We start from the raw sequence: 13,535 nt of genomic DNA on the forward strand, positions 1-13,535 counted from the left end.
ATGTTAACATATAGATATGTAGTTTTCTAAAAAGTGAGTGACTTTTGCTTCGGGCATTTCGCATGGTTTTAAGATTTCGCGTTGACTTGTACAGTAATAGTTGAGACTTATGAAGTTATTTCCGCCTAATGCTGAGGCATATACTTTGTAACTTTTTCCTTCATTGAACTCACTTTTTGTCACACCATATTTAACTTTTTCATAAAACACTTCCGAATATCCTAATGGCAATTGTTGAATTCTTTCTAGTAATGTCATTTGATTAATTTTTGCAGCCATTTATCTAGTTCCGCTTCACGAGGATTGCGTAGTTTTTTGGTTCCTATAGTGATTGTCGGAAAGTTGAGTTTTTTATTCTCATACAGGTTTCGCAAAGCTTCAGCATGCGCTTCATTTTCTTCTACATCTAAAAATTGAAATGAAATTGCTTTCGCTGTCAATAATTCTTTGTAGTAGTTCGTTTTATGGCAACGTGCTGCACCATATAATTTTACTTCTAAAGTATTTTTCATTTGGGAAGCCCTTTCAAAAAATCAATGGCAGCATCTGCATTTAAGTGAAAATTTTCGAATACGACATTGTCATGCTTGTCTATAAATATAAACCAAGGTGTGCCACGAGTTTTGTAATTATTCATCATGTTTGATGTTGATTTTCCGTCATTTCCTGCATCATGCCCGAATGGAATGTGTATGCCATACTTTTGTTGAGTTTCTAACATTTTCTCGTACGTATTGGCTTCAAATCCTTCGAAAACGGTTTGAATGGCTAGAAATGTAATTTTAGGATGATCCTGTAAAGCAGTGACCATTTTTTTTAGACTTGGAAATCCTTGACTGTGACAACCTGGACACCAACTTTGAAAACAATAGATTATTTTAAAATTTCCTTTAAAATCTGAGAGTTGTACTGGTTTTATGGAGTTTCCATTTCCATCTACCCATTGATTGACATTGAATTCTGGTGCTTTGAAGATATTGTTGTCTTCTACTGTATTTGACATTTGTAATGTCCCTTTCTTTTTTAGTTATTGAGTTTATATAGTCGTTTATTCTGTAAAAACTTACAGTTGTTAGGTTTAACAAAACCTTATGAAAGGTTCTGGAAAATATATGACTAAATCTTACGTTTTACCCATCTTTAGTAAACATTAATTAAAGTTTAGTATTTTTACTCAAATTAAAAAATCTTTATGGATACTCTTATTGTTGAAGCTGAGAAGTTTGTTGTTGAATTTTTTAATTCGAATTTAGACAGCAAATTCGTTTATCATAATTTGTCGCATACCAAACGTGTAGTTTCAAAAACAGAAGAAATTATTGAAGGCTTATCGCTTTCTGAAGCAGAAAAAGAATTGCTAGTTCTTGCTGCTTGGTTTCACGATACAGGCTACACCAAACGCATGGATGATCATGAAGATGATGGCGTTGTTATTGCTACCGATTTTTTAAGAAAGCATTCCGTTTCAGAAGAAATCATAACGACTGTCAGCCAATTAATTATGGCAACCAAAATGGGATATACACCGCAAACAGAGCTTGAAAAAGTGATTTGTGACGCTGATTGTTCTCATATTGGAAGTAAAAATTTTAGTGATTTATCAGAGCTACTTCGCAAAGAATGGGAATTGACAAAAGATAGAGTTTTAACCGAAAGCGAATGGCTGGATGAGAATATTAAGTTTTTGACACATTCGCACAAGTTTCACACCACTTTTGCCTCTAAAAATTGGGAGAAACAAAAAGGAAAAAATCTGGCGAAACTTTTAAAAGATAAAAAGAAAATTGAGTTAGAAGGTTCTAAATTAAAACAGAAAAAAGCTGAATTAAAGTTTAAGAAAGAAAAAATAGAATTGCCCGAACGTGGAATTGAAACCATGTTTCGTGTGGCTTTACGAAATCATATTACCTTAAGTGATATTGCAGACACAAAGGCAAATATACTATTATCGGTAAATGCCATTATTATTTCTATGGTATTATCGAATTTAGTATCTAAGCTTGATAATCCCTCAAACGATTATTTAATTTACCCAACCATCATATTTACATTATTTACGGTTGCATCCATGGTACTTTCTATTTTGGCAACACGTCCAAATGTCACACGTGGAAAGTTTAGCAAAGAAGATGTTGCTAATAAAAAAGTGAATTTATTGTTCTTCGGAAACTTCCACAAAATGAAGCTTGATGAATTTGAATGGGCCATGGGCGAAATGATGAAAGATCGCGATTATTTGTATGGTTCACTCACCAAAGATTTATACTTTTTAGGACTGGTTTTGAACAGAAAATACGGTTTGTTACGAACTACCTATACCGTTTTTATGATTGGTATTGTGATTAGTGTTCTTTCTTTTGTGGTAGCTTTTTATATGAGAGATCCTGAAGCTGGCAGAAAAGTACATGACACAGCTATGGCGATGTTAACACCATAAAAAAAGAAGAACTCTATTTGAGTTCTTCCATTAGTTCGTCGATTGTTATGGATGATTTTTCACAAAAATCTTCTTGATATATCACTTCTACACGCAACGCTCGTAAACCTGAAACACCTTGTAAATCTTCCAATTCAAGTTGTTCCAGTTTTCCAAAGTAGTTTTTAGATTGCATGTATTTGATATACTTAATGTATTCGCGCGCATCTTTGTCTTGCGAGTATACAATGGCAATCTTTCCTGGAACCGTTAAACGATCGGTCGTGTTCTTAATATTTGCTTTGTCAATACGTTTTTTAATGATCTCGTAACGAATGTTATACGCGCCATCAACATCAAATTGCTTTTCGTCCATGCGGAATTTAATCGCAAGCGGATTGCTGTGTACTAAAATTAAAGAAGCCACTTGCAAGTCATGATCCATTTCTTTTCGTGCATTGTGTGCAACTTGCTCCATTTCATAGGTATTTTGCAATTGCCACAAACGTAAATTGTATAAGTATAGTGAATGGAACGTTTTGTCTTTCACTAATGATTGACCGATATACATGTTATACTCAACACCATCTGTTTTGTAACGTTCAAAATAGTGTGGAAACATCTTTTGCGCTTCTTCCTGCTTTTTATCGATATAGTTTGCCAATTTATTATTTAAAATTGTCACACTATTTTCATAGGCTTTTCGCTTTTCGTATACCACTTTCAGATTGTCATCCAAACGATTCATATACGTGTTTACGAGTTTCGCAATATCTTCATCAGTATCTTTTAAATGTCTGAAAACTGGATAAATATCTTTCTTTAAAAATTCTAAAATTCCTAATTCATCACCGGCATTCAATCCTTCTTGCGTATGGTCTAGATATTCGCTAATTCTAAAAGCCAACTCTTCATAAATAGGCAAGTTTGCTTTTTCCAGCGCGCCTTTCAATACATCAATTGCTAATTGTAATTGGATTGTTAAATCTTCACGAATCGCTGTATTTCTAGCAAGCGATGAACCTTTAATGTCACTTTGTCCAAACAAAGGATGCACTTCATCAAAAACAATATCTTCTACCAAAGGATTTTCAACATTTTCAGTCAATGCCGCTTGATATTTTTCGGCAGCTTCATAAAAACGCCATTTCACTGATGGATGAATGGATGTATAATGTTCTTGTATGGTTGCTTCTAGAATGTTTTGAAAAGATTCTGCTTCACGTGTTACCGCAGCTTCAAATACTGGAATGATATCACGCAACTTTTGCTGATTTACCGAGTTGAGTTCATACGGTCTTGGCGAAGCAATTTCGAGTATCGCTAAATCGCCGTTATCTTTCGCATTGATCGGAATTAAAATGATACTTTGTATTCCTTTGTTCTTTAAACGTTGGTAGAACGAATTTTGTTCTGTTCGTTCTCCGTATTCATCTACGTTTGAAATTGCCAATGTTTCTTTTTTGTGAAATACTTTTTGGGCAATTCCATCACAGAAAAATCCGCTGCAAGAAATTTCTCTTTCTTGACTAAAAATTAAGCTTTCAGATTTTTTTATACGCGTGATGCTTTTTCCTTCTTTTTTTCCGCTTACGTATACAGAATAGCCTAATTCTAAATCTTTTATATTGAAAAATTCACGTAGGTTTTGACGAACATCTGTCAATAAATTATCGTCGCTACGTAATAAATTTGATCGAATTGAAGAAAGCGTTTCATCAAAGGTAACATCAAATAGATTCATGATTCCGAACCCTTTAAAAATGTAACTATCTTGTGGAAATTTTTCTTTCCACACTTCAATATTGTCAAAATTATCGAGCAATAAATGCACATCTTCTTGCGTGATTTTTGGTGCATTTTCCGTTGGAATTACTTGGCAAAAATCACCATTAAACGCAACTCTATAATGCTTTGTGATTCCTAAATTCACATCGGGAATGTCAAAGTAAAATGGACGTTTTAAATCAATTTTATAACCATAACATACATTTAAAATCATTACACAAGCATGCAAATACATTTCTTTTTCAGCTAAATTTCTAGCTGTGAAATCATAGTCTTCTCCTGCATTTTTCAGAATTGTTTTGAGTCTGTTTGTGTAGTAAAACGATTGAAACGAAAAAGGAATGGTTGCCACTTTAATTTCATTGTCCGTAAGGATTTGCGGAAACAAACCATCCAAAATCAAATCAATTTGATCACTATACTGTTCAATTTTCGAGAAGTCTTTAATTCCTTCTCGCAACTCAGGATAGTTATCTAAATATTTTACAATTTCTACCGCTGATTTGTGGTAAGGGTGATTTTCATCTTCTACATATTGATCATAAAAAGACATGACTTGGTCGAAACTGACTAGTAGTTGAAGTGGTAAATTTATATCGTGGTTTATATGTTTCTTGTCCATAATCGAGACTATTTGATTTACAAAGATACGAAATCCTTGGTTGTGCAAGCGTTAAAGCTATTTGAAAGCTTTATACTGCTATTGTTTTTTCTGTTTGAAACAGTATAGTTTAGACGTATTTATGTGCGAAATGTTACAGGTTTTTTACTGTTGATTTGCCTTTTTGCTGATTCGTCTGTTTACTTGGTCGTTTGTTTAAGAATGTTCAAATTTTTAACATTTTTAAACGCAACTATTATATCTGTAGTTCATCTTACAGACATAACAAACAATACCATGAAACAATTTATTTTTTGCTTTTTTATTGGATTCACACTTTTAAGTTGCTCCAATGATGACGATCAAACAGCCGTTACAAATTCAAGTATTATTGGAAATTGGAGCTGGATTCAATCTTCTGGAGGAATTGGCGGTTGGACGCATACACCAGAATCTACAGGAACTATACAACAACTTCAAATTTCTGCAACAACCATTAAGCGCTATATAAATAACGAATTGGTTTCTGAAACTAATTATACGATTGAAACTGGAGAATCTATTATTCTGAGTGGCGAACACGAATTGCTTATTGAAGACAATGAATTTAGAAACATTATTCAGTTTCATGATGGCAATTTATTCCTTACTGGCGATTGTAACGATTGCTTCATTTCTGAATATGCTAAGATCTATGTGTATTAGATTTGCTTAGACTGACTTAGATTTTTAGACTTGCTTAGAAACGCTTTGCTTTTAGCTTCTTAGTTCCCAAGTACTTCTCAATAGTTCTATTGAGTACAGTCGAAATACTATTTCTCTTCATCGCATTTCGAAAAATCACTCGAAGAGACGTTTGGAAAACTCTAGAATATACTTTGAAACACTAACGTCTTTTCGAGTGACGAATTGCAGATTCGTTGTATCGAGAAATGCTTGAAAGTTTAGGTTTCTTTATAAAACCATTCTGTATTAAAAAAGCGAACCGAAGTCCGCTTTATTGTTTATGCATTACCACTTGGACACCAACTTGTACAAGGATCACAATTTGTTTGACAGGTGTTTGATGGAATTTTAATTTTCCATTTTGGCACTGTTCCACCAAGCACATTGTTTAAATCATTTGAAATCACATTTTTGTTCAGTCTTAGGGATTTAAGATTCTTTTTCTTCATAATAATTATGCATTAAAAAATTAATAATGAACGGAAAGTACTCAAATGCTATAAGAATAAAAATGGACTATTATCGTGATTTATAAATAGCGGGGAATTTCTAGAATGTAGATTGAACAATATCAACTCTCTGGAGCCAATTCCACTTCCAAACCATCCAATTCTGGCGTCATTTGAATTTGGCAACCTAAGCGGCTGTTGTCTTCCACGTAGAACGCTTCGGCAAGCATCATGTCTTCATCAACGCTCATTTCTGGCAATTCGTGATCAGAGTGTACATAACATTGACAAGAAGCACACATGGCCATTCCGCCACAAATTCCAATAGTTCCTTCGGGAGCAAGTTCATACGAACGCACCACTTCCATTAAATTCATTGCCATATCGGTTGGTGCTACAATTTCGTGTGTAACACCTTCTCTGTCCTTTATTTTTATGTTGATGTCTACTGCTGACATGATATTTGATTAACGATTTTATGATTTACGATATTGATTTAACAAAAATAATCAGGTTTTTTAATGTAGCCTGCTTAAATCGTAAATAATAAACATGAATAAAAAGATTATAAATAAAAAAGCGGCTCCTATTCCTAGTACTATCTGTTTTTTCTTAGCACGATATGCAACTATCATGGCAATCAATAATAAGACAAAAACAATAACCGTAGTAAAGATTACTTGATATTTTGTATCTAACAATACTGCTCCAAATAAGATTCCTATGGAAAGAATACAACTTACAAGACCTTCTACTTGTTTCACCTAAGTTTTTAATTAATGGCTTTTACAACAGCTTTTGGTGCTTCTTTACGTGTTCCATCAAAACCATCAATTCCGCTTACTGTGGTGTATTTCATGACATATTTTTTGTCTGGAAAGATACGCTGATACGCACTTTGACACATTAATGTAGCTTCATGAAATCCGCAAAGAATCAATTTTAACTTCCCTGGATACGTATTTACATCACCAATGGCGTAAATTCCTGGAATGTTGGTTTGATAGTCTAAAGTATTATCAACCTTTATAGCGTTTTTCTCAATTTCTAATCCCCAATCGGCAATAGGCCCCAGTTTTGGTGCCAATCCGAAAAGTGGAATGAAATGATCGGTTTCTAACGTAAAAGATGCTTCTCCTTTTTTAGTCACCTCAACACCTGTTACATGATTTTCTCCATGAATTCCTGTAATTTCCGCAGGCGTAATTAGGTTGATTTTTCCAAGATTTTTGAGTTCTTGTACTTTTTCAACAGAATCCAAAGCACCACGAAATTCTGTACGTCTGTGCACTAACGTTACTTCTGAAGCAACATCGGTTAAAAAGATACTCCAATCTAACGCAGAATCTCCTCCACCAGCAATGACTACTTTTTTATTGCGATAGATTTCCGGATCACGAATAATATATTCGACACCTTTGTCTTCGTAGTTTGCTAAGTTTTGAATAGGTGGTTTTCGCGGTTCAAAACTTCCCAATCCGCCAGCAATGGCAACAATTGGCGCATGATGTTTTGTTCCTTTATTTGTAGTTACGATGAAGGTTCCATCGTCTAGTTTTTCAATTGTTTGCGCGCGTTCTCCTAGTGTAAATGTAGGTTCAAACGGTTCAATTTGCTTCATTAAATTGTCTACCAAATCGCCCGCTAATACTTCAGGGTATCCTGGAATATCATAGATAGGTTTTTTGGGATAAATTTCGGCACATTGTCCACCTGGTTGTGGCAAGGCATCTATAAGGTGACATTTTAATTTTAATAATCCTGCTTCAAATACAGTAAAAAGTCCTGTAGGACCTGCTCCAATAATAAGTATATCGGTCTTAATCATTTTCTTTTCTAATAGTTCTATTACAAAAATAACATGTCTGATATTGTCGTTTTATGACATTTATCAGTTAGTCCACACTAATTACTTTTTCAATTTGTGGCACATGTTTTTTGATAGTCATTTCAACACCTGATTTAAGCGTCATTTGGTTTACACTACAACCTGCGCACGCACCTTCTAGCTGTACTTTTACCAACGTATCATTTTCAATATCTACGAGTCTAATATCGCCGCCATCACTTTGTAAAAAAGGACGAATTTCGTCTAAGGCCTTTTCTACGTTGTCTTTTATTTCTTCACTAGTCATTTGTACCATGTTTAAGTGATTATTTTTTTACAGCTGAACATCCAGCCATTGTTGTAATTTTAATAACTTCTGTAGCAGGTAAACTTTCGTTTCTGTTTACCACTTCTTGTACTACATTTCTTGTCAGCGACTCAAAAGCTGCTTCAATTAATGTAGCGGTTTGCATTGCTGCAGGTCTTCCAACATCGCCAGCTTCACGAATACTTTGTATCAATGGAATTTCTCCTAAAAATGGTACTTCAATATCTGCTGCTAGGTTTTTGGCACCTTCTTTTCCGAAGATGTAATATTTATTGTTTGGCAATTCTTCAGGAGTAAAGTACGCCATATTTTCTATAATTCCCAATACTGGAACGTTTATGCTGTCTTGCTGAAACATAGCAACTCCTTTTTTAGCATCTGCCAAAGCCACGTTTTGCGGTGTACTTACGACAACGGCTCCTGTGATTGGTAAGGATTGCATGATACTTAAATGAATGTCTCCTGTTCCCGGAGGCAAGTCTAATAGTAAAAAGTCCAATTCGCCCCAAGCGGCATCAAAGATCATTTGGTTTAAGGCTTTACTCGCCATAGGTCCACGCCAAACTACTGCTTGATTTGGTTTTGTAAAGAATCCGATAGAAAGAATTTTAACTCCATAGCTTTCTACAGGTTTCATTTTAGAAGCGCCATCTACACGAACTGCCAAAGGTTTTTCTCCTTCTACATCAAACATAATTGGCATAGATGGTCCGTAAATATCGGCATCTAACACACCTACTTTAAAGCCCATTCCCGCTAAGGTTACGGCTAAATTTGCGGTTACGGTAGATTTCCCTACGCCACCTTTTCCAGAAGCTACTGCAATAATATTTTTGATATTTGGCAATTGCTTTCCTTTAATTTCTGGCTTTTCTGGTCGCTCTACTTTGATATTTACTTTCACTTTTGCATCTGCATATACTTTTTCGCGCAATACAGACGTAATATCTGCTTCTACTTTTTTCTTGGCTTGTAATGCAGGATTTGTAATGACAATGTCAACGACAATCTCATCTGCAAATGTCATAATGTTTCGTATGGCTCCGCTAGCAATCATGTTGGCACCTTCTCCAGGAACGGTGATGGTACTTAAGGCTGCTTGTATATCTTTCTTTTCTATTTTCACTTGAATGTAATTTTTATCAATAATGTAAATTGATTCTAAATTGCAAAGATACAGCGAAATGTTTAGAAAGAGAAGTTGTTGTATTGAAATGATTGATTGTGCAATACGTTCTTATTATGATACTTTTCGGTTTACATTTTATCGAAAAACAGTATTTTCTTTATATCCTGACTTTATTTTTCCTTTTATTTGTTATGAATCTTTCCCCCAAAAACTAAATTAACCTACGAATGAAACAACTCTATTTTTCGTTGCTTCTGCTATTTTCTGTACAAGCAATTCAAGCTCAAATTGTAAATATTGGTGACCCAAGTTTAAAAACCGAACTCATTGCCGATGGTGTTGACACCAATAATGATGGGGAAATTCAACTTAGTGAAGCACTTGCTGTGACTAGCTTAAACATAAGCGGCGGTCAAACGAGAACCTTTGAAGGTATTGATCAATTTACAAATCTTACAAATTTAACTATTGGTTCAGCATCTTATCCTTTTGATGAATATACAAATCTTGACCTTAGAAATTTAACGAACTTAGAAGTGCTGAATTGTGGTTTTGGTATCAACGGAGACATCAACGTTTCTGATTTAAGTAACTTAAGAGTCTTAAATGCTGGTGTTGCTACATTTAGTAATATTTCTAAATTTAATTTAACTGGATTGACGAGCTTAGAAGAGTATATCTATGGTCCCGTAAATTCAGGAGAACCTAATGAACCTCCTGTACAAGTATATTTCAACAATTTAACAAGTTTAAAAAGACTCGAAGTTTACCAACACAGGTTAACCGCTTTAGAAATTGGAAATTTATCAAACTTAGAAGCGTTGTTTTGTGCTGGGAACGAAATTACGTCATTGGATTTATCTAACATGGTTAATTTGACTCAATTTAATTGCTTTCAAAACCAACTAACTTCATTAGATATTAGTAATACGAATATTACTGGAAATTTGAGCTTCTTTGACAATCCGTTAACAACAATAAACATAAAAGATGGAATTGTTAATAATTTAAATCAATCTTATACTTTTGACAATACAAATATCCAATCTATTTGTTGTGATGCGAGTGAACTTAGTAATGTTCAAACACTAGTTACCAATGCAGGATATACTGGTGTTACTTTTGAAACCGATTGTGCACCAACTCCTGGAACTCCGTATTATACAATTCAAGGAAAAAACACCTTAGATTCAGATTTGAATGGCTGCGATATAAGTGATGGATTTTTTCAACAAGTAGAATATACTATTTCAGATGGAACCAATGACGTAAAGATTTATACAGACAAGCTTGGAAATTATGAGTTTGTTGGAAAAGCAGGAACTTACACTATTACTCCAAATGTACCTAACTCAAATTATTATAGTTTTTCTCCTGCCAATGCTACTATAAACCTTCCTACAGATGGAACTACAGTAATTCAAGATTTTTGCCTTACTCCAAATGGAGCACCTGTAGTAACTTCACTTCCTGCTCAATTAAAAAGCGATATTTTGGCACAAACCAATGTAGATACCAATGGTGATGGAGAAATTCAAATTACTGAGGCTGAAAGCGTGATAAACCTAACAATTACAAGTCCTATTATCAAAGGCTTAGACAACTTTGTGAATATAGAAAAGCTAGTTTGCAATCCTATAAATAATGGAACTCCATACAATTCGACGTATACTCTTTATTTGGATGTAAGTCCACTTGTAAATTTAAAGGAATTGGCTGTTGCAGGAAATCGCTTAGGCACATTAGATCTGAGTCAGAATATTCTTTTGGAAAAATTATCTTGTGGAGGAAACCTATTGAATTCTCTTGTACTTACCAACAATCCTAACTTAACATATTTATCTTGTGGTAATTTAGGAGTTTCAAACAATCCAATAAGTCCAAACTTACATTACAATGCTTTTAAAACGTTGGATTTGAGCAACAATACTTTACTGGAATATGTGTATTGTTCGTATGCTTCCATAGAAACACTCGTTCTAGGAAACAATTCAAATTTAACAGAATTATACTGTGCAAATAGCGATTTAACAGCGCTTGATGTAACACAACTTCCCAATTTAGAAAAATTAGATTGCGGAATATACTTTCGTTATTCTTTTTACCCAATATACGTATCTAATCAATCACCAAATCAAATTACCAGTTTAGACCTTTCTCAAAATCCAAATCTTAAGTATTTGAATTGTAATGGAAATCTTTTGACATCACTTGACACTAGTGCTTCAGGAACAAACTTATATACTATATATTGTGATGACAACCCATTAAACACCATTGATGTATCTCAAAATACACATTTGCAATTTTTAAGATGTAACAATACTGGAATTGACACATTTGATGCAAGTCTAGTTCCTCATTTAAAACGATTGGCTTGCGCTGACAATGCACTAACAACTCTTGACATTTCTCAAAATCCTAACTTGACTTATTTGGATTGTCGTAACAATCAAATTACGCAGTTATTTGTGAAAAATGGAAACACCTTTTTCTCTACCGTTATATATGGTGAAACTTTTAATGAATTCAAATACTACGGAAATCCTATCGAATATATTTGTGCAGACGAATTTGAAATTGACCAAATGCCGTCTAGTCCAAGTATCAATGTAAATACCTATTGTTCTTTTACACCAGGCGGAAGTTACAACACCATTCAAGGAACAGTTCGTTTTGATGCCAATGGAAATGGTTGTGATATGAATGATGATCCGTATCAATATTTAAATTTAACCATTACGAATGGCAGCAATGAAACAGAAACTGTAAATACACTCAATGATGGTTCGTATACTTTTTATGCTGCTGCTGATGATGTATATACAGTAACTCCAGTATTGGAAAACTCAGCGTATTTTACAGTGACTCCAGCAAGTATTACGGTTGATTTCCCAACAGATGCAACTCCGTTTACACAAGATTTCTGCATTACACCAAATGGAACACATAATGATGTGGATGTGACGTTGATTCCTTTAAATCAAGCCAGACCAGGATTTGACAGCAATTATAAATTAGTCTATAAAAACAAAGGAAATACCACTTTATCAGGAACTGTGAATTTAACTTTTGAAGATGATTTTATGGATTTGGTTTCAGCAAGTCCAATGGTAGATACGCAAACGACTAATTCATTACAATGGAATTATACCAATCTATTGCCGTTTGAATCGCGCGAGATTCTATGTACCATGAATTTAAACGCGCCAACAGATGTTTCTTTTCCACTAAACGCAGACGATATCCTAGATTTTGAAGCAACAATTACGCCTGTAGTTGTAGATGAAACCATGGACGATAATACCTTCACGCTTTCGCAGACTGTAGTGAACTCTTTTGATCCGAATGATAAAAATTGTTTGCAAGGAACGGAAGTTACCACCGAACTTGTTGGAAAGTATGTCGATTATATGATTCGTTTTGAAAACACAGGAACTGCCAATGCGATTAACGTCGTGGTAAAAGATGAAATTGACATTTCGATGTTTGATCCAAGTACGTTGATTGTGACCAATGCGAGTCATTCCGTTGCGACTCGATTTACCAATGCAAATACGGTAGAGTTTATCTTTGAAAACATAAATCTTCTGTTTGATGATGCCAATAATGACGGATATGTAACTTTTAAAATAAAAACGCTGGCAACTTTAGACATTGACGATACTTTTGAAAATGATGCGGAAATTTATTTTGACTACAATTTCCCAATTCAAACAAACAATAGCATTACGTTGATTAAAGATGTATTGAGCGAACGTGATATTACGTTGGATAATTTTGAAATGTATCCGAATCCTGTGAAAGATCTTGTGATTATTAAAACGAAAGAAGCGATTGAAAGCATCAAGATTTTTGATATTTCGGGGAAATTCATTCAAGAAGAAGCATTGACAACAACTCAAAATACGATTGAAATCTCAACGTCAAAACTCGCACAAGGAACCTATTTCGTAAAAATAGAAACAACATCTGGTACAATTTTAGTTAAGAAAATGGTGAAAGCATAAGTTCGATTTTAATAAAAAATGAAAATATACTATTCTGAACAGTAAACTATAAAATATTCGTGTATTCGTGGTGAAAGTTTTTATTTTCAAAAAGCTTTTTTGCATATCCTTTTTTTGTCACGAATTCACGAATAGTGTTTAGTCAATAATTAACTTTATAAATATTTACATTAATAGTGTTAGCTTGTATACAATGTCTTTATTTCAAGCGTCAGTTCGAGTGGTTTTTTCGCAATGAAATGAAGAAAAAATATATCGAG

The 13,535-nt window shown here is 34.0% G+C and carries 13 protein-coding genes; 3 read left to right on the forward strand and 10 right to left on the reverse strand.

Annotation, left to right across the window (positions count from 1 at the left end):
• Positions 1 to 3: 3 nt before the first annotated feature.
• From Q0845_RS25375 to Q0845_RS25385, 3 genes are read right to left on the reverse strand one after another with little or no spacing between them, the layout of a single operon-like run.
• A complete protein-coding gene (locus Q0845_RS25375; RefSeq protein WP_298520069.1) occupies positions 4 to 258 on the reverse strand; it encodes a peptide methionine sulfoxide reductase in 255 nt (84 codons plus the stop codon).
• Positions 255 to 512, reverse strand: coding sequence for a glutaredoxin family protein (locus Q0845_RS25380; protein ID WP_298520074.1), 258 nt, complete (start codon positions 510 to 512; stop codon positions 255 to 257). Before Q0845_RS25380 ends, Q0845_RS25375 begins: the two co-directional genes overlap by 4 nt.
• On the reverse strand, positions 509 to 1,003 hold the full coding sequence (locus Q0845_RS25385) for a peroxiredoxin (protein ID WP_298520078.1): 495 nt from the start codon (positions 1,001 to 1,003) through the stop codon (positions 509 to 511). The genes Q0845_RS25380 and Q0845_RS25385 overlap by 4 nt, the downstream gene beginning before the upstream one ends.
• A gap of 189 nt (positions 1,004 to 1,192) precedes the next feature.
• Between Q0845_RS25385 and Q0845_RS25390 the strand changes: the two genes are divergently transcribed.
• Positions 1,193 to 2,437 carry a Pycsar system effector family protein gene (locus tag Q0845_RS25390; protein ID WP_298520082.1) on the forward strand — a complete coding sequence of 415 codons (1,245 nt, stop codon included), beginning with the start codon at positions 1,193 to 1,195 and terminating at the stop codon, positions 2,435 to 2,437.
• Between the two features lie 13 nt (positions 2,438 to 2,450).
• On the opposite strand, the gene Q0845_RS25395 is transcribed toward Q0845_RS25390, so the two are convergent.
• Positions 2,451 to 4,826, reverse strand: a complete 2,376-nt coding sequence (locus tag Q0845_RS25395; protein WP_298520085.1) for a GAF domain-containing protein — start codon at positions 4,824 to 4,826, stop codon at positions 2,451 to 2,453.
• A 276-nt stretch (positions 4,827 to 5,102) separates the two neighbouring features.
• Between Q0845_RS25395 and Q0845_RS25400 the strand changes: the two genes are divergently transcribed.
• A complete protein-coding gene (locus Q0845_RS25400) occupies positions 5,103 to 5,510 on the forward strand; it encodes a hypothetical protein (RefSeq protein ID WP_298520088.1) in 408 nt (135 codons plus the stop codon).
• Positions 5,511 to 5,809: 299 nt separating this feature from the next.
• Here the strand turns inward: Q0845_RS25400 and Q0845_RS25405 are convergent, their stop codons facing one another.
• From Q0845_RS25405 to Q0845_RS25430, 6 genes are all read right to left on the reverse strand, one after another.
• The gene (locus Q0845_RS25405; RefSeq protein WP_298520091.1) at positions 5,810 to 5,980 is read right to left on the reverse strand and encodes a hypothetical protein; all 171 of its coding nucleotides are present in this window, start codon (positions 5,978 to 5,980) and stop codon (positions 5,810 to 5,812) included.
• Between the two features lie 122 nt (positions 5,981 to 6,102).
• Positions 6,103 to 6,438, reverse strand: a complete 336-nt coding sequence (locus tag Q0845_RS25410; protein WP_298520094.1) for a 2Fe-2S iron-sulfur cluster-binding protein — start codon at positions 6,436 to 6,438, stop codon at positions 6,103 to 6,105.
• A 60-nt stretch (positions 6,439 to 6,498) separates the two neighbouring features.
• Positions 6,499 to 6,744 carry a hypothetical protein gene (locus Q0845_RS25415; protein WP_298520097.1) on the reverse strand — a complete coding sequence of 82 codons (246 nt, stop codon included), beginning with the start codon at positions 6,742 to 6,744 and terminating at the stop codon, positions 6,499 to 6,501.
• A gap of 8 nt (positions 6,745 to 6,752) precedes the next feature.
• Positions 6,753 to 7,808, reverse strand: a complete 1,056-nt coding sequence (locus Q0845_RS25420; RefSeq protein ID WP_298520099.1) for an NAD(P)/FAD-dependent oxidoreductase — start codon at positions 7,806 to 7,808, stop codon at positions 6,753 to 6,755.
• Positions 7,809 to 7,875: 67 nt separating this feature from the next.
• Complete coding sequence (locus tag Q0845_RS25425; RefSeq protein WP_298520102.1) at positions 7,876 to 8,115, reverse strand: NifU family protein; 240 nt, start codon at positions 8,113 to 8,115, stop codon at positions 7,876 to 7,878.
• 19 nt (positions 8,116 to 8,134) lie between these two features.
• Positions 8,135 to 9,262, reverse strand: a complete 1,128-nt coding sequence (locus Q0845_RS25430) for an Mrp/NBP35 family ATP-binding protein (protein ID WP_298520104.1) — start codon at positions 9,260 to 9,262, stop codon at positions 8,135 to 8,137.
• 230 nt (positions 9,263 to 9,492) lie between these two features.
• Between Q0845_RS25430 and Q0845_RS25435 the strand changes: the two genes are divergently transcribed.
• The gene (locus Q0845_RS25435) at positions 9,493 to 13,275 is read left to right on the forward strand and encodes a leucine-rich repeat domain-containing protein (RefSeq protein WP_298520107.1); all 3,783 of its coding nucleotides are present in this window, start codon (positions 9,493 to 9,495) and stop codon (positions 13,273 to 13,275) included.
• Positions 13,276 to 13,535: the final 260 nt, after the last annotated feature.

Source organism: uncultured Kordia sp., assembly GCF_947489565.1.
GTDB lineage: Bacteria > Bacteroidota > Bacteroidia > Flavobacteriales > Flavobacteriaceae > Kordia.